We start from the raw sequence: 24,647 nt of genomic DNA, 5'->3' as shown, positions 1-24,647 counted from the left end.
TTTGTTTTTTGGTTGCTGTTATGGACACGCCCCCCACGTCCCCTATTTTTGTGGTCGGCGCCAACCGCTCTGGCACTACACTCGCGCGTCTCATGCTGAATGCGCACCCCCGTATCGCCATTCCTGAAGAGCTGAATTACTTCAAGATACGTCCGTACTGGCACTCCTGGGACGAACCCGTGTGGGATGCTGAGGACTACGCCCAGTTCGTAGACCGCGTGCTGGACCGCTACCTGCCGCTATTGCCCGGCCTGGACGCTGCGGCGGTGCGTCCGCGTTTGCTTGCGGCTCCAAATCCTACGTATCGGACTCCCTATGCCGAGCTATTGGGCGCGTGGGCGGCTGCCGAGGGCAAAGCCCGCTGGGGCGAGAAAACACCTGGTAACTTGTTCTATGTAGACTTGCTCATCGGGATGTTTCCGGATGCGCAGTTCATCTACGTGCAGCGCGATCCGCGAGCCGGCGTGGCGTCGATGCAGGGCGTGTCGTTCTTTCCAAACGACGTAGTCTTGAACGCACTCAACCGCCGAAAAAGCTGGACCGTCGGGCATCGGCTGCTTACGCAAGTGGTTCCTGCGAAGCAGCGCATCACCATTCGCTACGAAGACCTGGTCTACACGCCAGAGCAGGTGGCCCGCACATTATGCACGTTCCTGGGCGAGGCCTATGACCCGGACATGCTCCGCTTTCACACCGACGCGGAGCGGTACATGAAGACGGAAGCCGCGTCATCATTCAACGCTGCCGCAACGCGTCCCATTTCCACAGCGCCCGCCGAGCGCTGGAAAACCGACCTTTCGCCCATCGAAATCGGCTGGATTGAGTCAATCTGTGCCGAGGAGATAGATCGCTTTAGCTATCATCCCACAGCGCCCCCACGCCCGCTCTCGGCCCGCCTGATCCAATACGCCAAGACGGCATACTGGCACATGGACGTATGGCGGCACCGCGGGTACCGCCCGTACGTCGTGCGGCACGAACCGGGCACCTCGCTACGCGAGATGATGCAACGGTGGCGGCAGCGGCTCTCGCTCTCTGCAGCGAACTCCTGATTGCTTCACCACACCCCACACATCCACCTACGCCAAAAGTGACGCCGGGCTCGTCCAAAAGCGATACGCTGCACACGGCCTGCTTGCTATCTTCCCCTTCGTCCGTCTGATGCGGCAACGCGGCTCCCTGGCGGCTCCCCCCAACCCTGGCTCATCCGGTTTCTGCTGCTCATGACTCCCTCTGCTCGCCCTGCGCCGGTGTCGGCGCTTTCGCTTCCTGCTGCCACGGACATGCCCCTGGTGGCCTTCTACGGACATCATAAGTGCGCTACGGGGTGGATTACCCGCATCTTTCGCGAGATGAGCTTTCACTTGGGGCGGCGCCATGCCATCGTGCACCTACCGCGCCACATAGCCCCCCACGCCTCGCTGGCCGATAAGATGCGCGCCGAGGACATTGATGTGCTCATCTACACGAACGCCGACATTCGAGAGGCCCGTACGCTGTCTCACTCACGCGGCTTTCACGTGGTGCGCGACCCACGCGATGTGCTGGTGTCGGCGTACTTTTCGCACAAGCACTCGCATCCCTCCACCAAGTGGCCCGAACTGGAGCCGCATCGCAAGCTCCTGCAAACGCTCTCGCTTGAAGAGGGCCTGGCTGCAGAGATGGTGTTTAGCCACGACGTGTTTGCTGCTATGGATGCGTGGGACTATAACCAACCGAACGTCTTGGAGCTTCACATGGAAGACCTGACGGCAAGCCCAGATGCCGGATTTACGCGCATTGCCCAGTTTTTGGGGTGGCTGGACCCCGAAGCCACCTACTCGACCGGCTACCGGGCCCTGATTCGCATGAACCGGCTTCATTACAAAGGGCACGCACGGGTGCCCGGCCCGTGGCCCCTCTTGCCCATCCCACGCCGCCGCCTCCCCACTTTGCCCTCCGATACATTACAGCGCATCTTAGAAGCCCACCGCTTCGACCGCCTGGCGGGCGGGCGCACGAAAGGAGAGGAGAACGTGCACAGTCACTACCGCAAGGGCACACCCGGCGACTGGCGCAATCACTTTACCCCGGCGCTGGCTACCCGCTTCAAAAATGAGTGGGGGGAGTTGCTTGTGAAGCTGGGCTACACGTCGGATCTTAGCTGGGAGGTGTAGCCCATGCGTATTGCACACTACGTCTCCGATCTATGGGCCCCGGGCGGCATCGCCACGTATGTCGACCGCCTGACTACCGCTCAGGAGCACACCGGGCACGATGTGATCTGGCTCTGCCACGCTCCGCCCGACGACCGCACGCTTCCCGACCGCATGCAGGTTGTAACGCCCGAGACGCTGTACGCAGCAGCGCGCCAGCTCCGCATCGACGTGCTGCATGCGCATCGCACCTTGCCCGAACCGCTGCCGGACGACCTAACGCTGCTGCGCACCATGCACGGCCACCAGGGCGGCTGCCCCTCGGGCACGCGCTATCTGCGCCGCTCCGGCACGCCGTGCGATCGTACCTATCACCCGATCGGCTGTATGCGCATGCATGTGCAAGAGCGATGCGGCAGCTGCCGTCCGCGCAAAATGTGGCGGCACTTCAAGCGGCTCCGCCGCGAGCGCGAACAGACCGAGACGGTGCTTACCGCTGCAGTTAGCATGTACGTGCAGCAGATGATGGCTCGTGCGGGGTGCAACGTCAGCAACATTGTGGTGTGTCCTTCGCCTGCCCCCGATGTGGTGCCGTACACCACTCCTCCTGAAAACACACCCAGCATCCTATACGCTGGACGCATTGCTCCTGAAAAAGGATTGCACTGGCTGGTGGATGCTCTGGCCCAGCTTGATACGGAGGTTACACTGCATGTGGCCGGCACCGGGACCGATGACCACATGGAGTCTGCACACGCCCAGGTAGCCGCCCAGGGACTGGAAGACCGCGTCGTGTTCCACGGCTGGTGCGACGAACCTGCCCTCACCAGCCTCTTGAGCATGGCCTGGCTGGTGGTGGTGCCCTCGGTATGGAACGAACCCGCCGGTCTCGTCCCGCTCGATGCCGCCGCCCACGGACGCTTCGTTGTTGCCAGCGATGCGGGCGGGCTGCCCGAGTACGTGGCTCCCAACGCCTCGGCTCTCGTGCCCCCGAACGACACTGCAGCCCTTGCCTCCACACTGGAAAAGGTGCTCAGCGACTACAAACTGCTTGCTGATGCAGGCAAACGCGCCCAACACCACGCAGAGGTCACGTTTTCAGCCCCCCACACCGCCCGGGCCTACGAGCAGCTATACGACCAGGCCTCAGCGCGGCGTCCGGCCCCGGTGGCCGCCTCGCCCCTGTAGCCTGCGCCCCCTCTTTCTGTCACTCTGACTTGCACACCCATGGCTCACGTACATCTGCTTTCCAGCGCCGATCGCGAGCATCCCGGCCGCCCGTATCCCTTCGACGAGCTCAACCGGATGCGCGAGGCTGCTGCCCACGACCGGTTTGGCATCCACACTGTCGTGGATACGCCCGATGCCGCTGACCTTATTCTGTTTGTGGAAAACTGCCACACGGTACAGCACTACCACGAGGTGCGCTCGCACCCGGTGTATCAGCATCACACCGACCGCTGCCTGCTGCACAGCCGCCACGACCAGCCCTTGCCGTTGCTACCCGGCGTGTATGCCTCGCTGCGCCAGGCCGAGTACCACCCCGAGCGCACCCGCACGGGCGGCTACCTGAAGGCCTTTGCCCACGACCATGTGCAGTACGACCCCGCTTCTGCATCTGGACGCTACCTGTATTCGTTCATTGGGAAAACCAGCACACATCCGGTCCGCTCAGCGATTATGGCGTTGGGGGATGACGACGCATTTCTCTTCGACACCGATCCGTTCTGGCCGTACGGCACCCTGCCCGCTGCAAAACGAGAGGCGCTGCAGACGCAGTACCGCACCGTCGCCCAGGAGAGCACGTTTGTGCTGTGCCCGCGTGGCATTGGCACGAGCAGCATGCGCCTCTTTGAAACGCTGCGCATGGGCCGCGTACCCGTCATCATCGCCGACGACTGGGTGCCGCCGGTCGGCCCCGACTGGGAGGCGTGCAGCATCCGCATACCCGAGGCCCATGTGCCGCACTTGCCCGACCTGCTGCGCGAACGCCGTGCCGAGGCCCCCGCAATGGCCGCTGCCGCTCGCCAGACGTGGTGCGACTGGTTCGCCCGCGACGTGACGTTTCACCGCACGGTGGAGTGGTGCCTGCAGGTGCAACCGGCCTCGCGCGGATGGTCGTGGGACACGCTCCCGCATCTGCTCTCCCCAACCCATCTGAAATCGGTGTGGCGGTATGCCGGACCTCGGCGGTCGGTTGCGTGAATGGCGCACGGGGCATGCGCCATTAGTAGGGGGAGTCAACCATTCGACATCCCGATATTGCGGATGCACGGTTCACACTCTCCATCACTTGCCCTGGCCTCCCATGCGTATCGACCTGCTTTTTCCGGCATACCCACCGGCCCTTGACGGCATCGGCGACTATACGGCGCATCTGGCCAACACCCTGTCGGGCCGCCACGATGTGCGCGTGTGGACCGGACAAACACCCGCGTCTGGCCCTTCTGAAGTGGACGTCCACACCATCTCTGGACTCCCTGCAGCACCTGCGTTGACCACCTGGGCCGATCAGATCTGCAACGACCCACCCGACTGGCTCGTGGTGCAGTACAATCCGTTTGCCTACGGCACGCGCGGCTATGCGCCCGCCCTTGTATCCGCCCTGAGCGATGTACGCGCCCGCTGTCCCCAATTGCGCATTGCCGTTACCGTGCATGAGCCGTTCATGCCGCCCGACTCTATTCGCCTGTTTGTGATGTCGCTCTGGCAGCGCCACCAGTTCAAAAAGCTGGGACGCCTGGCCGACCACCTCATTTTTGCGATTGAACCGTGGGTGGAGCGCTTTGCCTCGTGGTTTCCGGATACGACGTGCACGCACATCCCTGTGGGCTCGAACATGCCCCACATCGCGCTTACCAAAGCCGATGCACGCGCCCGCACCGGACTTCCGTCTGATGCCTGCGTGCTTGGCCTCTTTGGGCGCGGCCACCCCTCGCGGCTCTTCGACCACATTCGCCGCGGCATACAGCAGCTCGAGGCCGGGGGCCACCGCCCCTTGCTTCTGTACATTGGGCCCGGCGTAGACCGTATCCGCACAGCCTTCCCCGATGTGCGCCTCCACTGCACCGGCGCGCTCCCCGCCGCTGGCGTATCGCACCACCTTAGCGCTATGGATGTCTATCTGGCTCCCTATCACAAGGGCGTATCTACGCGGCGCGGCGCATTCCTGGCAGGGCTTCAGCACGCACTACCCGTGCTTACCACCAGCGGCCCCCAGACCGATCCGCTCTTACACGACGCTGCCGGATCTGCTTTTGCCATGACACCCCGCGACAACCCCGACGCCTTTGGGCATGCCCTCACTGAGATCGTGAGTACGCCTGCGCTTCAGCATCGACTGGGGCGCGGGGCCCAAAGCTTCTACCTCGACCACTTTCAGTGGCCGGTCATTGCGTCGCAGTACGAGCGGGCGCTTGCCGTGGCTCCCATGGTTCCGCCCCCGCACCGCTACGCGGCCCCGTTCACGCGCACCCGCTCCCTCACATGATTCGCACCCTCGCCGACATTGCTCGCGACCCCAAACGGTCGCCTCTTTTAGCAGGTGGCATCATCCTCATTGCCTTTGGGATGTACGGCATGCTCTTTCTGAGCGCGCACCCGTCTGCACTCCGGCTGCTTAGCCTGTCGTACATGGGCGTAAGCGTCGTCGTAGGGGCCTGGCTCTATATCTCCAGTCCTGCCCTTTACCTGGGCTTTATCTGGTGGCTTTGGTTTTTGTCGCCGTTCGTGCGGCGCATCATCGACTACCACCTGGGCTTTTTCACACCGCCAAGTGGCGCCTTCTCGCTGCTGGCCCCCTACGCCGCTACGCTTGTTATCCTAATCGACCTTCCCCGCTATGGGCGCATGCTTACGCGCCGGTTGGGCGTGCCGCTGCTCATCTGCTTTATGGCCGTTCTATACGGCTACCTCGTGGGGATGACCAAAGTCGAACCCTTCCGCGCCACCACGGTGCTGCTCGATTGGATCTGCCCGCTGCTCATGGCACTTTTCATTCTGGCCCGTTGGCGGCAGTATCCCCGCTTGCGCTCCGTATTCCGTACCGCCTTCACATGGGGGGTGCTCATTATTGGCAGCTACGGCGTCTACCAGTTCTTCGCGGCACCGCCGTGGGACGTTCTATGGATGGAGGGCTCTCGCATGCTTTCGGCTGGCAAGCCCGAACCGCTCGGTATTCGCGTCTTCAGTATGCTGGATTCACCGGGCCCCTTCGCAATGATTATGATGGCAGGACTCATCCTGCTCTTTGACAGCAAAGGACCTGTCGGACGCGTTGCCGCCATTCCTGGCTACTTGGCGTTCCTTCTATCGCTGGTACGCGGCGCCTGGGGCGGATGGGTTCTCGCGCTCTCTTACAGCCTGCTTCGCCTGCAAAACGCAAGCCGTGGACGCGTTTTTGCCATGCTCGCGCTGGTGGCCTGCCTCACCATTCCTCTCGCGCTTTCTGGAGACATCGGGGATCGCACAGGGGCGCGCATGGAAACCTTTAGCAACCTGGAAGAGGACGGCAGCTTGCAAGAGCGCCAGCACATGTATGGCTACATGCTTACCCAGTTGCTCTTTAATCCGATCGGGCAGGGCATGGGAGCCCGCACCTTCGACAGCGACTTTGTAACCATCATCTATCAGCTCGGCTGGGTGGGCGGATTTGCGTATCTGGGGGCGCTCATCACCATACTCATCACTGTGCTGCGCGACACCCCGCCGTCAGACCGCTTTGCGATTCTCGTATCTGGTATTGCGCTGGCGTACTTCGCGCTCATGCTTATGGGCCCGCAGGTAGTTGGCGCAAAAGGATGCCTGTTTTGGAGCTGCATAGCGTTTGCTGTTACATCGCGTCAATATCACAGCGAGCACGATTCAGACGAGGAGGAGCATAACACCTCCCTCGAACCCGCTCCATCTTCTGCTTCTCAAACGTCTGCTTCCCGATGAACATCGCACTCTACCATACAACATTGCCCGAGCCGCATCGCAAGGTGGGCGGCGTGGAGGCGGTCGTGCATCGCCTGGCCACAGCGCTTACCGTGCACGCAGGGCTTAACGTGACGGTGCTTAGCCTCACTCCCGCACCGAGCGACGCGCCCTATCGGCACCGCCAGCTGTTCCCCAACCACCGCTGGCTCGCCGACCGCTCATGGGCGCGCTGGTTTGTGCTGCCTGCACTGCTAAATAGCATCTCGCTGTCGGAGTATGACGTGGTGCATCTGCATGGCGATGACTGGTTCTGGATGCGCCGCGGCACCCCCTCGGTGCGCACGATGCACGGCTCAGCATTGGACGAAGCCCGCACCGCCACCTCGCTCAAGCGCCGCCTGGCGCAGTGGGCCGTCTACCCGCTGGAGCATGTGGCGGCGCGGCGCGCGAACCAGGTGTGGGCGATTAGTCCGCCGTGCGCGGCCCGCTACCATGCCGACCGCTGCATGCCGAACGGCGTCTCGCTCGACCGCTTTCGTCCCGGCCCCAAGGCCGAGCGCCCCACGCTGCTCTTTGTGGGCACGTGGACCGGACGCAAGCGCGGGAGCTGGCTCTTTGAGCAGTTCTGCGACCATGTGCTTCCTGCAGTGCCCGATGCCGAACTCGTCATGGTGTCGGATACCGTGTCGGACGCCTGCCGGGCGCATCCGAATGTGCGTGTGCTCAACCGCCCCGACGACGACACGCTCGCCGCCTGGTACCGGCGCGCCTGGGTGTTTGCGTATCCAAGCGTGTATGAGGGATTCGGCTTGCCCTACATCGAGGCGATGGCCAGCGGCACGCCCGTGGTGGCGTCGCCCAATCCAGGGGCCGACTATGTGCTCGATGGCGGCACGTACGGCGCACTGGTTGGCGACAGCGCGTTTGCCTCCACGCTCACGGCACTGCTTCGCGACGCTGAGCGATGCCAGCACATGGCCGACCAAGGCCTGATTCGGGCATCGGAGTTTTCGTGGGCTGCGATTGCCAACCACCATGCCACAGCCTATGCATCCCTCATAGATAAACCGTTGCAGGTCTCTTGACGGAAGCTCTTTGGCGTCGCCTAACCTATTGTTTAACTGCTGTTTTTTATGTCTACCGATCGCATTAATCTGATTTATGTGGCCAGCATTGGACGCAGCGGCACCACGCTATTTGAGTCGATGCTGGGCGCGCATCCGCACCTGGCTACGTGTGGCGAGGTGCATCTGTGGCCGCACGAAATTATGATGGGCGGCGTGCGCCCGTGCGGCTCGGGCCACTACGTGCAGACATGCCCGTTCTGGCAGGAGATGGAGGCGCGCGTGGATCCGCTGCACCAGCCGGGGCCGCAACTGCATCACTTTCGCGAGCATCACGACGGCGGGCGCACCGTGCGCTGGCAACGCTGGAACGACTTTGCGCCGGGTCCGCTCGCGCCCCGCGTGCAGGCACAAATCGACCAGTACGGTGCCAACAACGAGGCGCTCTTCCGGTACTTTCGCGATCTGGTGACGGAGCGCACAGGCACGCGCCCAGAGTGGATCGTGGACGCCTCGAAAGACCCGTACCGGCTGCTCTGGCTGCTACGGTCGGGGCGGTTCAACATCAAAGTGGTGCACATGGTGAAGCATCCGTGCGGGTTTGCATACTCGGTCACGAAGCCGTGGGTGCAGTCGCCGCGCTGGCCAAGCGCCGTGCCGCGCCTCTACTACACCGCGCGGCAGTCTACAGCGTGGGTTATTCAGAACCACCTGTTTGGACGGATTGCGGAGCATCACCTAACGGCCGATGACTACATGCTCATGCAGTACGAAACCCTGGCCTCCACGCCGCACGACACGTTCGAGCAGGCCTGCCAGATGATTGGCCTGCCCTACGTGCCCGAGGCGGTGACCGACTTCCGCGACGGCAGCCAGTTTACCATTGCGGGCAACCCCATGCGCTACGAAGACCGTGGCATTGAGCTGGATGAGCGCTGGAAACGTGACCTGCCGCCCTCCAGCCGCTCGCTGGCGCGCACCATCACCACCGTAAATCGCCGTTCGTTTGGATACGCCTGACCGTGCTCCTATGACTACAGCTACACGCCGTCATTCTGCTTCGCGCGCCCCGCTTGCCGCTCCCCCTGCACCGCTGCGCGTGTGCACCGTGGGCATGGACTGGTTTCCGGAGGCGCCTGGCAACGGCCTCGACCGCATGGTGCATGGTCTCACCACGCATTTTGCGGAGGCGAACGTGTCCGCACGCACCTGGGTTACGGGTGCACCAAACCATGCTAAGCGTCCCACCGACGTGCGCGCCTTTGCACGCGGAAGCGATTCGCTCCCCGCCCGGCTCTGGGCAGCACGCACACGTATTGGCGCCGATGTGCAGCGCGGCGATTACGACGTGCTGGCGTGCCACTTTGCACTGTACGGCTGGCCGCTGCCGACCACCGACCTTCCCTTTGTAATGCACTTCCACGGGCCTTGGGCCCTGGAGTCCGACACCGAGGGCGACCGCTCGTTGCGCGTTCGTCTGAAGCATGCCCTGGAGCACCACGTGTACCAACGCGCGGACCGTTTCATCGTGCTTTCCGAAGCATTTCGTACCGTGCTGGTGCGCCGCTACGGTGTCGATTCCGATCGGGTTCACGTCGTTCCTGGCGGCGTGGACACCGATCGTTTCTATGCGGGTTCGCCGCGCGCGGCACGCGCCGCGCTGGGGTGGCCCACCGATCGGCCCATTGTGCTTACGGTACGCCGCCTGGCGCATCGGATGGGCCTCTTTACACTGCTCAACGCCGCCGACCGCCTGCGCCGCACCCATCCCGATGTGCTGGTGTGCATTGCCGGTACCGGTCCCCTGGCAGAGTCGCTTCAGCACGCCATCGACGAGCGCGGGCTGCACGACCACGTGCGCCTGCTCGGCTTTGTGCCCGACGCCGACCTGCCGCTGGCCTATCAGGCCGCGACGCTGAGCGTGGTGCCCACCACCGCGTGGGAAGGCTTCGGCCTGACGACCGTTGAGTCGCTGGCTTGTGGCACGCCCGTATTCGTAACGCCCGTGGGCGGACTGCCCGAGGTGGTGCGCGACCTATCGCCTCGCCTCGTGTTGCCAGATACGTCGGCGGAGGCGCTGCACGAGGCTCTCAGCCAGACCTTGCACGGACGCCTCGCGGTGCCAGATGCTGCCCCCTGTGCAGCCTACGCGCACAACCGCTTTGCCTGGCCGCAGATTGCTGCTGCTACGCGCAGCGTCTACGACATCGCATGCGCAACTTGACTGCCTACGCCCTTCCTTTGGTGACCGAGATGGCTCCCCGCATCCTTTTTGTTGACCACAGTGGTGCCCTCGGCGGGGCCGAGTTGTTTCTGCTGGATCTGGCTCGCCCGTATGCGGACACGAGCACTGTTGTGACGTTCGAATCGGGCCGTTTCACCGAGCAGTTGGAGGCGCACGGTCTGCCCCACCGCATACTCGAATCGGGCGCGGCGCTGCAACGCGTGCGCAAGAGCGGCACCTGGATGCAAGGGCTGCAGGCTCTCCCAGCACTGGCCCGGACCGCGCACGACGTAGCCCAGCAGGCTCGCTCGCACGATGTGATCTTCGCTAACTCCCAGAAGGCACTGCTGCCCGCCGCCTGGGCTGCCCAACGGACCGGCACGCCGCTCATCTGGATGGTGCACGACCTGCTCACGCCCGAGCACTTCGGCTGGATGCAGCGCCAACTTGTTACCCGTGTGGCCAATGCCAGCGCCACCCTCGTAGCCGTAAACTCCCGCGCCACCGCCCGCGCCTTTGCCGATGGCGGCGGTACCGGGCCGATCATTGAGATTCCCAACGGACTCGACGCTGCGCCTTTCGACCGTGCTTGCCAGAAGGATACGACAGTTCTTCGTGCCGCCCTCGACTTGCCTCACGACGCGCCCGTGCTGGGCGTGTTTAGCCGCCTGGCCGAGTGGAAGGGGCAACACGTACTGCTGGAGGCCCTGCACAACCTGCCCACGGCCCACGCGCTCATCGTAGGCGAAGCCGCCTTCCCCGGCGACGAATCGTACGCCGCGCGGCTTCGCACACAGGCCGCGCATCCCGCCCTACGCGGACGCGTGCACTTTGCCGGGCACCGCGCTGACATCCCCGAACTCATGGCCGCCTGCACGATTGTGGTGCACACCTCCACCGCCGCCGAGCCGTTCGGGCGCGTGGTAGCCGAGGGCCTGCTGGCCAAGCGCCCCGTGGTGGCCACCAAAGCAGGCGGGGTGCCCGAAATTATTCGTCCCCAGCACAGCGGACTCCTCGTTCCCCCCGGCGACGCAGCCGCGCTGGCTACAGCCTGTCAGTCGCTGCTCGACGACCCGGACTGGGCGGCGACCCTCGCCCGCACCGGCGCGGCCGACGTGCGCACGCGCTACGGTTTGAAGCGCATGCATGCGCAGTTTGAAGAGGCGCTGCGCCGTGTGTCTCCACATGCCTATGTCAACGCGTAGTCTGCTCTCAGCTTAACCAAATCAAATCTGCATTCCCCATGCTTACCACGTTGAAAGAGCGCGCTCTACAGGCCAAGTTCGAAATTCGCACCCGCTGCGCCGCCACACCCTGGCTGGCACCAATCCATCAGGCTACGGTGTGGTGGACGCAATGGAAGATGCGCGGCCACATTGACCCGCGCGAGTGCCAGGTCCTACCCGACACCGAACTCGTTATCGACGGATTTCAGGGGTCGGGCAATAGCTTTGCCACCGTAGCGTTTAAGTCGTGCCAGGAGCGCCCCGTGCGTCTGGCGCACCACCTGCACGCGCCTGCGCAGATCATCAAAGCCGTAGATCAAGGCGTACCCGTGCTGGTTACGCTCCGCGATCCGTCGAATGCGGTTGTGTCGCTCGTAAGTCGATGGCCGTATGTAGGACTGGGGCAGGGCCTGCGCGCTTACATCCGGTTTTACGAGACGCTTACGCCCTACCTGGGCGGTATGGTCGTCAGTCCGTTTCCCATGACGACGGGCCCCATCGATCAGGTGTTCGAGGTGATCAACGAGCGATTCGAGTGCTCATTTGAGGTATTCCGCCCGATAGACGAGAACGTGGCCCGTATCCGGTCGAAAACAACGCTCAACTCAGACGCCGAAGCGGCGCGACGCAAAAAGAAATCGGAGCTCCGTGCTGCCATTGCAGATCCGGCCTACCGCGCTCTGCGCGAGCGGGCCGAAGCGCTCCATGTCGATTGGGAGCAGTACGGCGTCATGCCGACAGCCTCGCTCTCATCGTCTTCCTGATTCTCTTCTCTGTTGGATACTGTACGCATCCTAAAACAAACGACTATCTCAATGATCAACGTAGGCACCCGCCACATCAAGAACTGGATCTTCGTCACGGGAAGCATCCGCAGCGGAACGACATTCCTCGCAGACATTCTCAGCACGCCGCTTTCCGTTGATTACATTCACGAGCCATTCAACGTGCGCTGTGGGATGCCTGGCATGGAGAAACGGTATCAGTACATCGCAGAGACACTGGAAACGGACACGATGCAAATGCTCGACCGGCAGTTTGAGCGGCTCAAGCAGTACGACTTTGCGCTTCAGACCTCCTACTACCCGAACGATCCGTCGCACCTGAAGCTCATTAAGAAAGTCGTAGGGAGTCGCGGACCGTTTTTCTTACGGCTGGCGAAAGCTAACTACCTGCATCGGCACTGTATTGTTAAAGACCCCACGGCTCCGCTCGTAGCGCGACATCTGCACACCGCGTACCAGTTCAAACCCGTTGTGATTATTCGGCACCCGGCGTCTCTGGTCGCCAGCTTTGAGCGTGTGTCGTGGTGGCCCGAAACGCAGAAATTGCTCAGTCAGGATGCCTTTGTCCGCGATTATCTGACAGAGCAGGACCTCGCAAATTACAACAGCTACGACCACTCCTCACTTACCGACGCCTGCTTCCACTGGCTGTTCACCTATCGAACGCTTCTGCAGTGGGCCAATGCGTTTGAATGGCCTGTCGTAACACACGAGGAGCTGTGCGCATCGCCGGTGGAGACATTTGGGGCACTGTACGACACGTTGGGCCTCCCCTGGTCGTCATACGTAGAGCGCAAGATACACCGCAAAACGCACGGCGGAAACTCGCCCGAGGCCAAGCAAGGACGCGTTCAGGACTTCAGCCGCGACAGCGCGCAGATCTTTGAGATGCGACGCGACTCGCTCTCCCCATCGCAGCGACAGACGATTTTTGACATTACCCAAGAGGTCGCTCTGCAGTGCTACTCACGCAAAAGCTTCAACCTGAACGCACCTCTGGAGACATCTCACGAATAGCCAATAGCCCCGCAAGAGGCACACATACCCATAACGGTAGCGGTTCAATGGTAAGTGATTGTCATATGGCCGACATCATCGGAGCCAGACAACCCCCTCTGTCTATCGACATCTCCCCCTTGGAAAAGGGGGAGAAACCCGAAGGGAGAGGGGGTTCGAATAAGACAAACCTACATTCTGCGATAGCCTTATCACTTAGCGTCTACCCACTACCCCCATAACATAGGGGGCTGCGCCAGGGCCTACGCGCCGATATATGGTTCGACGAGGCACGTACGCCCTCCTCGGATTGCATGATGACACGCTCACTCTCCATGACCATCGGACCCATCGATCAGGGGTTCGAGGCAATGAGCGATATATTAGGGGTTCATTTTTCCGTCTTTTCCCCGACGGGTAAAAATGTGGCACGTATTCGGTCGAAAACAACGCTCAATGCCAAGACCAAATCGGATCGGCACGCTCAGAAAGAAATTTTACAAACTGAAATTACAGCCCTCACTTACGAGGCCCCTCGCTGCCAGACCCAGCACACCTATAACGAATGGGACCAGCATAGGACATAAAGGTAATGCTTTCGCATCCTATATGCACAATATTGCACATTTTACAATCTGCCACTACATACATCTTGCCTCTATTTCTATCTACATATAGACACATCTACCCATACGCTACATGAAACGAACCAATGCCTCTCATTCACAAAACACATACAAAGCGCTTCCGGATACATGAGGCCCTGAATTACGCTCCCCCATTTACACCAATGGCGCAACGTGGTATGCCCCTTGAATAGATAGTGGGTGCCGTCGGGAAGATTGCTCGGCGGATGTCCACCTGCTTATATTTAACGGTTGCTATGACTGGAACCTCGTACATATCGCAGTTGCGCTCGGCCTTGCGGACGTTATGGAAGCGTCCGGCTGTTCACGCATTGGTATTATTGCTATGCCTGAGCACCCTTGCTCTGGCCGTGGCCTTTCAGCTCACGATTGTATCTTCGGATACCAATGATGAGCTTGTTTTCCCCATTGAAGTGATGGGCCCCGATGGCTATACGCGTTCGGTGTCGCTTCAGGTGTCGGATGCAGAGGCCGCCTCGCATGTGTACGTGCGGGCGCACTCCATTGGCTATCCGTACCACCACACCGACATACGCGGATACGACACAGACAAGGCGTCGATTCGGCTGAACGGAGGCGACTGGCTCAACATCAACAACAGCACGGTTGAGTGCGAGTCACCCGAATCCAGCATGCGCTGTATCGACGGTCCAATGCACACCGTGCGCTTCCGCATCCCGCTTGATGACCTGGGGGCGGTACAGGAGGGCCCGAACGTGGTGCAGTTTCGCATGAACTACCCTATCGGTGATAACGGACTCGGAGACCCGTCGATGGGCTACCGGATCCTGGCACTTGAGGTGCAGTCGGCAGGAGACGCAAACCTGTCAGCAGGGACACCCACGACATGGGACGATCCCGGCAGTTGGACGGCGCCCGAGGGCTTCGACAACGCGTCAGACATTGAAGCCGGGCGCGAACTCTGGACTCAGCGCGACCTGCTTGTGGAAGGCTGGAACGGCCCTACCATTCGCGCTTCGTGCAACGACTGCCACGTAGAAGGTGGCTACGACTTGCAGTACTTTGCGTACTCAAACTACGCCATTGAGCAGCGAAGCGAGTTTCACGGGCTGAGCGAGACCGAGGGCCGACAGATTGCCGCCTACATCCGCTCAATCGAACTCACTACTTCCGACGGCCAAACGATCGATCCGCCGGGCCGCCCGTGGCAGCCCCCGTATCAGCCCGGCCCCACCTCCATTGCCTCGCGCAGCGAATCGGATCACCGCACCAGCGGCCAATCGATGGACGCGATGGACCAGACCTACTGGGCTGCGGGAGCCGGTACCGAATGGGTGCTGGAGCGCGATTCAGAAATGCGTGACTACGTCTTCCCTAACGGCGTCATCCCCGATGCCTTCGCGATTGACGGCCAGCTGAACATGCGCGAAGCACCCGTCAGCGTCCAGATGCCCGACTGGAACGAGTGGCTTCCCGAGTTTCATCCACTCGACGTGTGGGGCGACGAGTTCGAGAGCAGCGATGCATGGGACTGGTACGTAAACGAGGTGCCAGGTCTTATCAACGAAGACCGCCCCTGGCGCGTCGAGGACTCCGCCGAGCGTGCTTCGCAACAGATATGGCGCAACCTAAAGAACGACTGGGCTCCCCCGAACAGCGCCCCTGCCCCCTACGACTATGAGATCGCACGGCAGGTGCCGGTGAAGTGGGGCTTGGTCAAGACGTTCGAGGTCTTCCAGCCCAATCATAACGAAGAACATGCGCAAGAGCTTTACGGCAGTGAGGCTGAGCCCCGGCAGTGGACGAGCTTCTCGCGCGTGGTGTTCGACATGGCTCCACATATTATTGGGGGCAAGGGCTCTGGAGGAGGCATCATGGATCGGTATCACGACACCGCCTGGTATCAGCATCAGATCACACTCAACCCCGGCTCGGCGCTGACCACCGGACTGAAGCCCGTCGACTGGAAATATCATTTCCAGCATCTTTCGGCAGTGAACGAGCCTGAGCCCCACTATTGGCGCTACCTGATCTCGTACATGAAAATGGTGCAGGTGGCTCATACTGTGCCCAACGACTATTCCGACACTGAACCACGCGGCTGGTACATGCGCCATCTAACCCCCGCGATTGCTGACAAGGCGCATTTCTGGGGCAGCCCACTGCGCGACATGCCTGACGATGAGTATCGACAGGCGCTCAATGTAATCATGAGCGCTTACGCAGACGGGCTCACAGCCACCGACATGAACGACTGGGCTCGGCGCACCGACGACCAGTACGGCCTTGAGCCCGAATCGCACGTACCCCAGTACATGAACCGCTACGACCGCACTACCTACGCCGACCACTTCTGGACAGCATTGCAGAACTTCGGCGAATACGGTGTGGCCTACGAGGTGCTGTACGACCTGGCGACCTGGGCGAACGACGCCTGGCCTGAAGGCGACTGGATGGCGCACATTGCGCCGTACCAAGACAACCCGCCAATCGACGACACCCCGTCGGCTCCAACCGAGCAGACCGTGTCGTTAGATGCGGGATGGAATATCATCTCCACGCGCATGATCGATAGCGCTCGTCCGATGGAGGAGGTGCTGGCCCCCATTCTCGACGAGGTTATCCTCGTGAAAGACGACCGCGGCCGCCCGTTTAGTCCGTCGTACAACCTGGATGTGCTCGACACCTGGATGCCTGACGAAGCGTATCAGGTATACGTGACGAGCGCAGTGGAGCTGCCAGTTGAGGGCACGGCCCGCCCGGCCAGCGACCCGGTAGAGGTTGTGCAAGGCTGGAACTTCATTCCGTATCTGCCCAGTGCCCCCCTCGGAGTTGAGGAGGCCACCGCCAGCCTGGGAAGCGATCTCATCTTCATGAAGGACATGTCGGGCGACATCTACCTGCCCGACCCCGATGATCCCATCAACACGATCGATGTACTGGAGCCTGGCAAGGGCTACATGGCCTACGTGGTTGACGATGGCACCCTGGAGTACCCATCGGCAGACGCAAGCGCCGCTCAGCAACTGCACGCTATGGCACGGTCTGAAACCTCGTCGGGCGAGTCGGGCGGATACGAGTCTTCCGCTGTACTGGTGGCTACCGGCACTGAGTGGCCCGCCGATACGCGTGTATGGGCCGAAACCGAGTACGGCGAGCGTGTAGGTCACGGGCGTGTTGCCGATGGCGCTCTCGTGGTGCCTGTGCGCGGCCCCAGCTCAGTGGCCGATGTGCCGAGCGCTCAACCTGGCGATGCGCTCACCATCTATACGCAGCGCCCCGGTGAAGACGCCCACGCTGTATCCGTTAACGACATACGCAACGTGCTCACTGACGGGACACACGAGACGCTTACCTTTGAGCCGCGTGCTGTGTACCGGGCACGCGTGGAGACTCCTGAGGCTGCAACGGGCTTTGCTGTAGCAGGCCCTGCCCCGAATCCCGTACGAAGCCAGAGCACGATCTCGGTCACGGTGCCCGAAGCCACACGCGTACGCATCGAGGTGTACAACACACTCGGTCAGCGCGTGGCTACCTGGCTCGACCGCCGCCTGCAGCGCGGGGCGCACGAGGTAGCCATCGACGCGGGCCAGCTTGCCAGCGGGACGTACTTCTACCGCGTGAACGCCGGGCGCCACACCGAATCGCGCCGCGTTACGGTGGTCCGATAGCTGCAAGCCTCACCCGTGCAGCACCGGTTACGTCCCTACAGCAGCGTTCCTCATCATGTGGCACGTCGTCCTATTGGCGGGCGGCGTGCCATTCGATGTGCGCCCCGGACCTGGTGGCCATGATGCACAGCCTGCACCATGTGGCGTGTAAAAGATGCGTTATCTGATCGTATTCGTGTCTACCGAAAGACCAAAGGTGTCACATCGGTGTCTTTTGCCCCCATAACGCGCAACCGAGTGCAACACTGGTGCGTGCGACTGTGTGATTTGCTGATCCATATACGCGACATGCGTCTTTTCGCTGACGTGCACAAATCCACCGGAGCAATACTGCCAACCCGTTTATCCACCATCCATGAGGTGACCTATGTACACAGCGACATCCTTTCGTATCATGGGTTCTGCCGGTTGGGGAGCGTTCCTGGTTTTGCTCTGTGCTGCCTTTGCCGGAGCACCGGTACACGCACAGTCGTCCCCGTTTACCAACTGCCCCGCAGAGCCGAACGCCGACAATGCCACCGTACGCCTGCTGGAAACTGTAAGCGTTGAGTTTCCTGATGGCACCACCCAGTTTAGCACAGGCGACGAAATTGCGTTCTTTACCAACGATGACGTTTGTGCGGGCCGTACGATCTGGGACGATAGCAATCCGGATAGCCGCGTACTGTCGATTTCTGGCCCCCCAGGTGCAGTTGGTTCAGAAGTAGACGGCTATGCCAACGACGAGCCTCTACAGCTTAGCGTGTGGCAGGCCAGCACCGACCGTCGCTTCGACGTAGCTCCGTCTGACATTGGCTATACGCCTTGCGATGGCAGCGACCCGCTCTGTCGCGACGATGGACGCTACGAGAGTGATGTCATTTTTACTGTGGAGGCTGTCGGAAGCGGGGTGCTCCCCGTTGAATTGAGCAGCTTTGCACTGCGCCTGCGTGGCAACCGCGCACAGGCCATCTGGCGCACGCTCAGCGAAACCAACAACAGCGGGTTTACGATCCAGCATCGGCGCGATACCACACACACCTGGCAGGCGCTGGGATTCGTGCCCGGACGCGGCACGACCACGACCCCGCACAGGTACAACTTCACGACCGACCCGCTGGCATACGGCGCGCATCACTTCCGGCTCCTGCAGCACGACCACGACGGCACCACCACCGAAATTGCAAACCAGGCTGTCGTTCATCGGCTAACGGAAATGCCTCTTGTGCTATCGATTGCCCCGCAGCCGGTGCGCAGTCAAGCCACCCTCACCCTTACGACAGCCACCGCCCAGCCCACGCGCGTTGACCTCTTCGACCTGCTTGGGCGTCACGTGCAACTGCTACACCACGGGCCGTTGTCGCCGTCTACCCCGCATACGATCATGCTCAATACAGCAGGACTTTCCTCTGGTCAGTATATCGTACGGGTGCAAAGCGGAAGCGACCGCCTTACCCGGCGTGTGGTGGTGCTCCGCTAACAGCCCCCCAGTACCCTCCCACAGCCTCCGAGCCTTCTTATAGAACGGGGCCCCTTACGGCGCATTCCTTATGCCGTTTGTGAACGCGTGTGCCTGCATTCGCTTGTGCACAGGCGGAATTGCTTCCGGGTCGTAGTTCGGTTCCCACACACACCAAGGGGCCTGTCCTTGCTCCCAGAGCGCCGTAAGGTGCTGGTTATCGCGTAACGTATCCATCGGATGCCAGAACCCGGTGTGTCGATAGGCTGTGAGTTCGCCATCGTGGGCCAGTTGCATAAGTGGCTCTTGCTCCCACACCGTATCATCGCCTTCGATGTAATCGAACACCTCGGGTTCTAAAACGAAGAAGCCGCCGTTTATCCAGGCGGGGCCGTCGGCTGGCTTTTCACGAAATCGGCGGATGGTGTCGCTGTCTGGCGTGAGCGTGAACGTGCCAAAACGCCCCGGCGGCTGCACCGCTGTGAGCGTAGCGCGGCGTCCCTCTGCATGGTGGTGCGCCACAACGGCACGCAGATTCACATCGCTTACGCCATCGCCATACGTGAGGCAGAACGTCTCATCGCCCACGTACTCACGTACCCGCTTGAGGCGGCCTCCGGTCATGGTGCGCAGCCCGGTATCCACCAGCGTAACTCGCCACGGCTCCACCCGATCGTTGTGGATCGTAGTGCTGCCGCTGGCAAAGTCGTAGGTCACATCGGCCTGCATTGCCTGGTACTCGGCGAAGTACCGCTTGATCACTTCGCCCTTGTATCCACAGCAGATGATAAAGTCGGTGATGCCATGGGCCGTGTACATCTTCATGATGTGCCACAGCATAGGCTGCGGCCCAACAGGCACCATGGGTTTCGGTCGGACGGCAGTCTCCTCGGCAATCCGAGTGCCAAATCCTCCGGCAAGGATAACAGCTTTCATAGGACATCAGGCTGGATGGGCAGAGCAGTATTCAGGATTATTAATTGCTGTCTAAACGATCAAGCAGGATGAAGATGGACACCACGGATGCTATGGTACCTGTCACCTGACTGATGTCACGCCACGAGAGACGGCGGCGCGTGCGCGACTCGATGACGAGCACATCGCGTTCACGTAGTTCAGGGAGCGTTACGCTGCGCGAGAACACGTCTTCGAGTCGCGCCTCAAAGGCCGGGTCGCCGCTTCGATCTCCATCACGAAACAGCCGCAGCGTATGAATCTGCCGACGTTCGGGATTCCGCTCGTCCAGGCCCACGCGGGCTGTGGCGCTTACCACTTCGAGCATTGACGCCCCTTCTTCAACGGTCCACACGCCGGTTTGGGCATTGCCCCACACGTAGATTGTGATGCGCGGCATGCCGGGCCGCCCGTAGTCCTGAATCGCAGGATTCTCACCGATATTCTGCGCCATAGATGGTGCAGGCAGGGTCAGAGCCAAGAGGCTTACGAGAAGCAATGCCAAGAAGGCGATACGACGTACTATGTGTTGTGTATACATGATGTGTTGGGAGGATTGGGGGGTGTGGCGGCACATGGGCATAGCGAATGAGCCTGCACTGTAGCACGGGCCTGCTGCGCGGTGCCGCATAAGGCACACAGCAGAGGCGTACATTGAATCGCACGCCCTCAGGTCTTTTCGAAAATTCGTTACGAGTGTAGAATGCATTATTTAGATACCTGAAGCACTGACTGCCTTCAGGCTTCGGCCGTGGGCGCGTAGGAGTATGCAGCATCGTAGCCATACCCGTAGGCATAGCTGCCCTGGCTCTGTGCAGGATCGAAGCGGTTAAAGATGACCCCGGCCAGCGGCACGTTGACCCCGGCAAACGTTTCCTTGACTGATTTCAAGGCTCGTAGGTCGGTCTTATTGGCTGATGCCACAACCAGTACCGCGTCGCAGAGCGAGCTTACCACAAGTGCATCGGTAGCGCCAAGTACCGGGGGCGTATCGATGATGACCACGTCGCAGCGCGAACGCCCAAGCGCAACCAGTTGGCGCATGCGCGAAGAGTCGAGCAACTCCGTCGGAGGCACCTTCACCGTGCCCGCAGGCACGTAGTAGAGGTTCTCGATAAACGTACGCTGCACAATTTCGCGCTGCGTACTGTCGGTCAGCATCTCGGCCAGCCCGGGCGAGCGGTCTACGCCCAGCATCTTATGCGTTGTAGGCCGCCGCAAATCGCCATCAATGAGCAACGCACTGCGTCCGCTCAGCGCAATGGTGATGGCCAAGTTAACGGCCGTGGTGCTCTTTCCATCGCCCGGTTCAGGGCTCGTAATCATAAGCACCTCGGGCATATCCTCTACGTTGGCCTGCGCAAACTGCAGGTTCGTCCGGATAAGCCGATAGTTTTCGGTAACGGGCGACCACGGGTTGAGCAGCGGCATCAATGACGTGCTTAGCTGGCGGCCTTCCACGTCAACCGACTCTTTACCATTGAACGAACTCTTAATCTCTCGCTTCATGTCAGGGATTACGCCAACCAGGCTAAATCCTTGGCTTTGAATGTCTTCGGGATCGTAGATCTGCCAGTTCATCGCCTGCCGCACGAAGGCCCCTCCGATGCCGAATGCCAACCCCAGCAGCAGCCCCAAGATGAGGTTTTGCTGGATGTTAGGACTCACCGGCAAGGCGGGAATAGATGCGCTACGAATCACCTGAACGTAGCCCAGCTCCGACTCTTCAGTCACGATGGTCCGCTGCAGCTCCATCGCAATGTCTCGATAGAACCGCTCTGCCTGATCCAAGCGCCGTGCCAGTTGCTCGCGCTCCACGGTTTGCTCAGGAATTTCCTCAATGCGGTCTTCGTACCCTCCAATGCGGTTATTCAGCCGACTGACCTGCCCTTGGAGCTGGCGCACGGTCGCCTCTTGCTCATCAATGCGAGCCCGAAGCTCCGTGAGGCGGCCCAAGGCAGCCCCTTGTCCCACCCGGACTTCCGGATCGGCGGCCAACTCAACCATTTCAGCTGTTAGCCGCTCTTTGCGATCTTCGAGGCCCTCGATTTGCCTTTTGATCTGGCTCAGCTCACGCACCTGATCCTCGTTGCCACGCAAATCCGGGTTGTTGATGTAGTAGGGTTCGGCCTGTGCCTCCAGATCTGCGATCTGCTGATCAAGCGCAGCAATCCGGTTCTGCATCGACTGGACCGACTGCTCGCCTTCCACATCGCTTCGGAAGCTCGACTCCGCCTCGTTCAACTGGTTGACCAACATGTCGAGGGTACGTTGCTCTTCTTGCAACTGGAACTCCAGTTGATCGCGCTGCCCCATCATCTCCACATAGTCTGTTGCCACGCGGTTTCCGTCTTGCCCATCAATGGCAACGTCATGGCGGCGCGCAAACTGCTGCCACTCGTTCTCGACCTCTTCGATGTCTTCCTCGCGCCGGTCCAGTTGCGTTTCGAGGAACTCACGCGCAGCGGCTACGCCCGCCCGTGCCGACTCGCGGCTGTATGCGCGATAGGCGTCCGCATAGGTGTTCGCGACAGCAGCCGCTTCTTCGGGATACTGGCTGCGCGCCACAATACGGATGAGCCCCTGATCCGCCTCAGCTGCAAAATCGACCATATCGAAGAGGCGTATCATCGCCTCGCTGTCGGTGGGCTGCTCATCATCTACAGCTGCAAAGAGCTGGAACGGCGTATCAGTCGTGTCGGCAGCGGTGCGCAGTTCGGTGATAACACGCATCGCCAGCGACCCTGAGTTCGTCAGAATGCCGATTTCGCTGCTAAGCTCAGGCTGGATGTCGAAGCGGACCGTCTGAGCCTGATTGGGCTTTTCAACCTGGACCGTAGCGGCGGCTTCATATTCAGGAGCCACCATGAAAGTGTAGCCGGCAAAGGCCGCAATCATGGCCAGGCAGGTGCCTAAAATAATCCATTTGCCTCGCTTGATGGTGTGCCAGATTGTGTTTAAATCGACTGCGTTGGATTCGGTATCGCTATTATCAGACCGCGAGAGTCCAATCTGCTCTACCTTTTTCCGCCGAATGTCGAGGGCGTTTTGGTCGTTTGTATTCATAACTGGGGGTCAAAGCGTAGTGTACGACGTAGTGTGCAAGACGTACAGAGGGGTGAAAGCTAATGCGCCCCGCGTCCGGTACAGACAACCGGGAGCGTGCGCGCCAGAAGATAGAGATCGAGCCACGGCGACCAGTTGTGCACGTAATGCACGTCCAGATCGACGCGACTGCTAAAGCTTACGGCGTTGCGTCCGGAGACTTGCCAGAGTCCGGTGATGCCGGGTGGGGTTTGGAGTACAACACGGCTCAACCCACGCATCTGAAAGAGTTCTTTGGGCATATAGGCACGGGGGCCTACCAGGCTCATGTCCCCGCGCAGTACGTTTAGGAGCTGCGGGAGCTCGTCAAGACTGTAGCGACGGAGCCATTGCCCCACGCTGGTAACACGCGGATCGTTGTGCAGCTTGTGGTACTGCTCGTACTCGGCTCGGCAGCGCGGATTGCGTGCCAAGAGATCATCTAAACGAGTGTCGGCATCGGTATACATGGTGCGAAACTTGAACACGGTAAAGGTACGCCCCTGGTAGCCCATGCGCGTCTGTCGGTAGAAGACGGGGCCCGGCGAAGCATACCGGATGGCCAGCGCAATGGCGGCAAACACCGGGAGCAGCATAATTAGCAGGCTGGCCGCTCCTACCACATCGAGTGCACGCTTCATAAAGCGAGCCGCGGTCTGATGCTGCAGGTGGCGCACCCCAAATCCGTAGAGCCCGTCGCAGGTGGCGGTGGTCGTCCACGTTGCTACCATGCCGTCTGTGGCAGGCACACAGAACACATGCTCAAAAAACTGGCTGTAGTGGGCCAGCGTGTGGGCGCGCTGGTCAGCAGGCACGGCCTCTTCAGCAAGAATGGCATACGGCACCTGGTGCTGACGGGCCCAGTGCAGGGCTTCGGGCGAGGACCCCGTGCGTGTTCCATGTTGGCCTGTACCCGCTTCACAGACTGCCACTGGACGCAGCCCAATTTCGGGCCACCGTTTCATCGTATCCACAATGCGCGCGGTCGCAGACGTCGATCCAACAACCACTGCCGGAACGCCCCACCAGGGCAAGTGCGCCCCCATAATACGGGTCGTGATGCGCGCCAGAGGCACAACAACTACTGCCAGCGCACCAGTAGCAGCCACGAGCCCCACAGCCACCGGACTTCCTGCCATCATGTAGGTAAAGCCCGGTGCAATTAGGGCGAGCCCCGTTACCGGCACTGCTATCGACCGCAACTCCTCAACGGGATGCATCACGCGAGTTCGATAGAGCCCCATGCCCACATACAGCGAAAGGACACTTCCAACAGCGATCGGGGCTGCAGACATAACCATTGGTGCAAACGCCGGAGCAACCCACAGGCTGGCAATGTGGAGCACATATAGGAGCACGCCCAGCGCCAGCGTGTCGCCTGCCATGAGCAGGGCTGTCATGCGCCATGGTCGCGCCGCTTCATGCCGGGTGGCCGCAGCAACCTCTGTTTGCGCAGATGGGCGCAACAGTACGTCGCTGGCAACAGACGGCGCAACAAATGAAGGGGTAGGCATGGGTTTCGTATCTACAGACGCCATAATC

Annotated in this window: 19 protein-coding genes; 15 read left to right on the top strand and 4 right to left on the bottom strand. The window is 61.0% G+C overall.

What is annotated here, in order from left to right; genetic code table 11:
• The first annotated feature begins 20 nt into the window (after window positions 1–20).
• From CRI93_RS00545 to CRI93_RS00475, 15 genes are all read left to right on the top strand, one after another.
• A complete protein-coding gene (locus CRI93_RS00545) occupies window positions 21–1,052 on the top strand; it encodes a sulfotransferase family protein (protein ID WP_098060651.1) in 1,032 nt (343 codons plus the stop codon).
• A 171-nt stretch (window positions 1,053–1,223) separates the two neighbouring features.
• On the top strand, window positions 1,224–2,156 hold the full coding sequence (locus CRI93_RS00540) for a sulfotransferase domain-containing protein (RefSeq protein ID WP_098060650.1): 933 nt from the start codon (window positions 1,224–1,226) through the stop codon (window positions 2,154–2,156).
• A gap of 3 nt (window positions 2,157–2,159) precedes the next feature.
• On the top strand, window positions 2,160–3,323 hold the full coding sequence (locus CRI93_RS00535) for a glycosyltransferase family 4 protein (protein ID WP_098060649.1): 1,164 nt from the start codon (window positions 2,160–2,162) through the stop codon (window positions 3,321–3,323).
• A gap of 39 nt (window positions 3,324–3,362) precedes the next feature.
• Window positions 3,363–4,340 carry an exostosin domain-containing protein gene (locus CRI93_RS00530; protein WP_098060648.1) on the top strand — a complete coding sequence of 326 codons (978 nt, stop codon included), beginning with the start codon at window positions 3,363–3,365 and terminating at the stop codon, window positions 4,338–4,340.
• Window positions 4,341–4,443: 103 nt separating this feature from the next.
• Window positions 4,444–5,625, top strand: coding sequence for a glycosyltransferase family 4 protein (locus CRI93_RS00525; protein ID WP_098060647.1), 1,182 nt, complete (start codon window positions 4,444–4,446; stop codon window positions 5,623–5,625).
• Window positions 5,622–7,073 (top strand): hypothetical protein, encoded by a 1,452-nt coding sequence (locus CRI93_RS00520; RefSeq protein ID WP_098060646.1) that lies wholly within the window; start codon window positions 5,622–5,624, stop codon window positions 7,071–7,073. The genes CRI93_RS00525 and CRI93_RS00520 overlap by 4 nt, the downstream gene beginning before the upstream one ends.
• On the top strand, window positions 7,070–8,140 hold the full coding sequence (locus CRI93_RS00515; protein WP_098060645.1) for a glycosyltransferase family 4 protein: 1,071 nt from the start codon (window positions 7,070–7,072) through the stop codon (window positions 8,138–8,140). The genes CRI93_RS00520 and CRI93_RS00515 overlap by 4 nt, the downstream gene beginning before the upstream one ends.
• A 48-nt stretch (window positions 8,141–8,188) precedes the next feature.
• A complete protein-coding gene (locus CRI93_RS00510; RefSeq protein ID WP_098060644.1) occupies window positions 8,189–9,139 on the top strand; it encodes a sulfotransferase in 951 nt (316 codons plus the stop codon).
• Between the two features lie 10 nt (window positions 9,140–9,149).
• Window positions 9,150–10,343: a glycosyltransferase family 4 protein gene (locus tag CRI93_RS00505; RefSeq protein ID WP_245850231.1), complete on the top strand. Its 1,194-nt coding sequence runs from the start codon at window positions 9,150–9,152 to the stop codon at window positions 10,341–10,343.
• A complete protein-coding gene (locus CRI93_RS00500; protein WP_098060643.1) occupies window positions 10,331–11,548 on the top strand; it encodes a glycosyltransferase family 4 protein in 1,218 nt (405 codons plus the stop codon). Before CRI93_RS00505 ends, CRI93_RS00500 begins: the two co-directional genes overlap by 13 nt.
• A gap of 38 nt (window positions 11,549–11,586) precedes the next feature.
• Window positions 11,587–12,333 (top strand): hypothetical protein, encoded by a 747-nt coding sequence (locus tag CRI93_RS00495; RefSeq protein WP_098060642.1) that lies wholly within the window; start codon window positions 11,587–11,589, stop codon window positions 12,331–12,333.
• A gap of 12 nt (window positions 12,334–12,345) precedes the next feature.
• Complete coding sequence (locus tag CRI93_RS00490; RefSeq protein WP_141491493.1) at window positions 12,346–13,371, top strand: sulfotransferase; 1,026 nt, start codon at window positions 12,346–12,348, stop codon at window positions 13,369–13,371.
• 314 nt (window positions 13,372–13,685) lie between these two features.
• The gene (locus CRI93_RS00485) at window positions 13,686–13,937 is read left to right on the top strand and encodes a hypothetical protein (protein WP_098060640.1); all 252 of its coding nucleotides are present in this window, start codon (window positions 13,686–13,688) and stop codon (window positions 13,935–13,937) included.
• A 410-nt stretch (window positions 13,938–14,347) separates the two neighbouring features.
• A complete protein-coding gene (locus tag CRI93_RS00480) occupies window positions 14,348–17,629 on the top strand; it encodes a T9SS type A sorting domain-containing protein (RefSeq protein ID WP_176521584.1) in 3,282 nt (1,093 codons plus the stop codon).
• 394 nt (window positions 17,630–18,023) lie between these two features.
• Window positions 18,024–19,088 carry a T9SS type A sorting domain-containing protein gene (locus tag CRI93_RS00475; RefSeq protein WP_176521583.1) on the top strand — a complete coding sequence of 355 codons (1,065 nt, stop codon included), beginning with the start codon at window positions 18,024–18,026 and terminating at the stop codon, window positions 19,086–19,088.
• Between the two features lie 54 nt (window positions 19,089–19,142).
• Here the strand turns inward: CRI93_RS00475 and rfbF are convergent, their stop codons facing one another.
• The 4 genes from rfbF to wbaP all read right to left on the bottom strand — a co-directional run bounded on the left by rfbF (window position 19,143) and on the right by wbaP (window position 24,619).
• A complete protein-coding gene (rfbF, locus tag CRI93_RS00470) occupies window positions 19,143–20,003 on the bottom strand; it encodes a glucose-1-phosphate cytidylyltransferase (protein ID WP_098060637.1) in 861 nt (286 codons plus the stop codon).
• A 40-nt stretch (window positions 20,004–20,043) separates the two neighbouring features.
• Window positions 20,044–20,475, bottom strand: a complete 432-nt coding sequence (locus CRI93_RS00465; protein ID WP_098060636.1) for a hypothetical protein — start codon at window positions 20,473–20,475, stop codon at window positions 20,044–20,046.
• A gap of 284 nt (window positions 20,476–20,759) precedes the next feature.
• Window positions 20,760–23,087: a polysaccharide biosynthesis tyrosine autokinase gene (locus CRI93_RS00460; protein ID WP_098060635.1), complete on the bottom strand. Its 2,328-nt coding sequence runs from the start codon at window positions 23,085–23,087 to the stop codon at window positions 20,760–20,762.
• 59 nt (window positions 23,088–23,146) lie between these two features.
• On the bottom strand, window positions 23,147–24,619 hold the full coding sequence (gene wbaP, locus CRI93_RS00455; protein WP_176521582.1) for an undecaprenyl-phosphate galactose phosphotransferase WbaP: 1,473 nt from the start codon (window positions 24,617–24,619) through the stop codon (window positions 23,147–23,149).
• Window positions 24,620–24,647: the final 28 nt, after the last annotated feature.

The organism is Longimonas halophila, assembly GCF_002554705.1.
Lineage (GTDB): Bacteria > Bacteroidota > Rhodothermia > Rhodothermales > Salinibacteraceae > Longimonas > Longimonas halophila.
Note: the sequence above shows the minus strand (reverse complement) of the source record. Positions and strands in the feature narration are given on the sequence as shown.

Excerpts from the sequence above, each read along its gene's own strand:
- CRI93_RS00545 (WP_098060651.1), top strand. The coding sequence starts at position 21 with ATGGACACGCCCCCCACGTCCCCTATTTTTGTGGTCGGCGCCAACCGC.
- CRI93_RS00540 (WP_098060650.1), top strand. The coding sequence starts at position 1,224 with ATGACTCCCTCTGCTCGCCCTGCGCCGGTGTCGGCGCTTTCGCTTCCT.
- CRI93_RS00535 (WP_098060649.1), top strand. The coding sequence starts at position 2,160 with ATGCGTATTGCACACTACGTCTCCGATCTATGGGCCCCGGGCGGCATC.
- CRI93_RS00530 (WP_098060648.1), top strand. The coding sequence starts at position 3,363 with ATGGCTCACGTACATCTGCTTTCCAGCGCCGATCGCGAGCATCCCGGC.
- CRI93_RS00525 (WP_098060647.1), top strand. The coding sequence starts at position 4,444 with ATGCGTATCGACCTGCTTTTTCCGGCATACCCACCGGCCCTTGACGGC.
- CRI93_RS00520 (WP_098060646.1), top strand. The coding sequence starts at position 5,622 with ATGATTCGCACCCTCGCCGACATTGCTCGCGACCCCAAACGGTCGCCT.
- CRI93_RS00515 (WP_098060645.1), top strand. The coding sequence starts at position 7,070 with ATGAACATCGCACTCTACCATACAACATTGCCCGAGCCGCATCGCAAG.
- CRI93_RS00510 (WP_098060644.1), top strand. The coding sequence starts at position 8,189 with ATGTCTACCGATCGCATTAATCTGATTTATGTGGCCAGCATTGGACGC.
- CRI93_RS00505 (WP_245850231.1), top strand. The coding sequence starts at position 9,150 with ATGACTACAGCTACACGCCGTCATTCTGCTTCGCGCGCCCCGCTTGCC.
- CRI93_RS00500 (WP_098060643.1), top strand. The coding sequence starts at position 10,331 with ATGCGCAACTTGACTGCCTACGCCCTTCCTTTGGTGACCGAGATGGCT.
- CRI93_RS00495 (WP_098060642.1), top strand. The coding sequence starts at position 11,587 with ATGCTTACCACGTTGAAAGAGCGCGCTCTACAGGCCAAGTTCGAAATT.
- CRI93_RS00485 (WP_098060640.1), top strand. The coding sequence starts at position 13,686 with ATGACCATCGGACCCATCGATCAGGGGTTCGAGGCAATGAGCGATATA.
- CRI93_RS00475 (WP_176521583.1), top strand. The coding sequence starts at position 18,024 with ATGGGTTCTGCCGGTTGGGGAGCGTTCCTGGTTTTGCTCTGTGCTGCC.
- rfbF (WP_098060637.1), bottom strand. The coding sequence starts at position 20,003 with ATGAAAGCTGTTATCCTTGCCGGAGGATTTGGCACTCGGATTGCCGAG.
- CRI93_RS00465 (WP_098060636.1), bottom strand. The coding sequence starts at position 20,475 with ATGGCGCAGAATATCGGTGAGAATCCTGCGATTCAGGACTACGGGCGG.
- CRI93_RS00460 (WP_098060635.1), bottom strand. The coding sequence starts at position 23,087 with ATGAATACAAACGACCAAAACGCCCTCGACATTCGGCGGAAAAAGGTA.
- wbaP (WP_176521582.1), bottom strand. The coding sequence starts at position 24,619 with ATGCCTACCCCTTCATTTGTTGCGCCGTCTGTTGCCAGCGACGTACTG.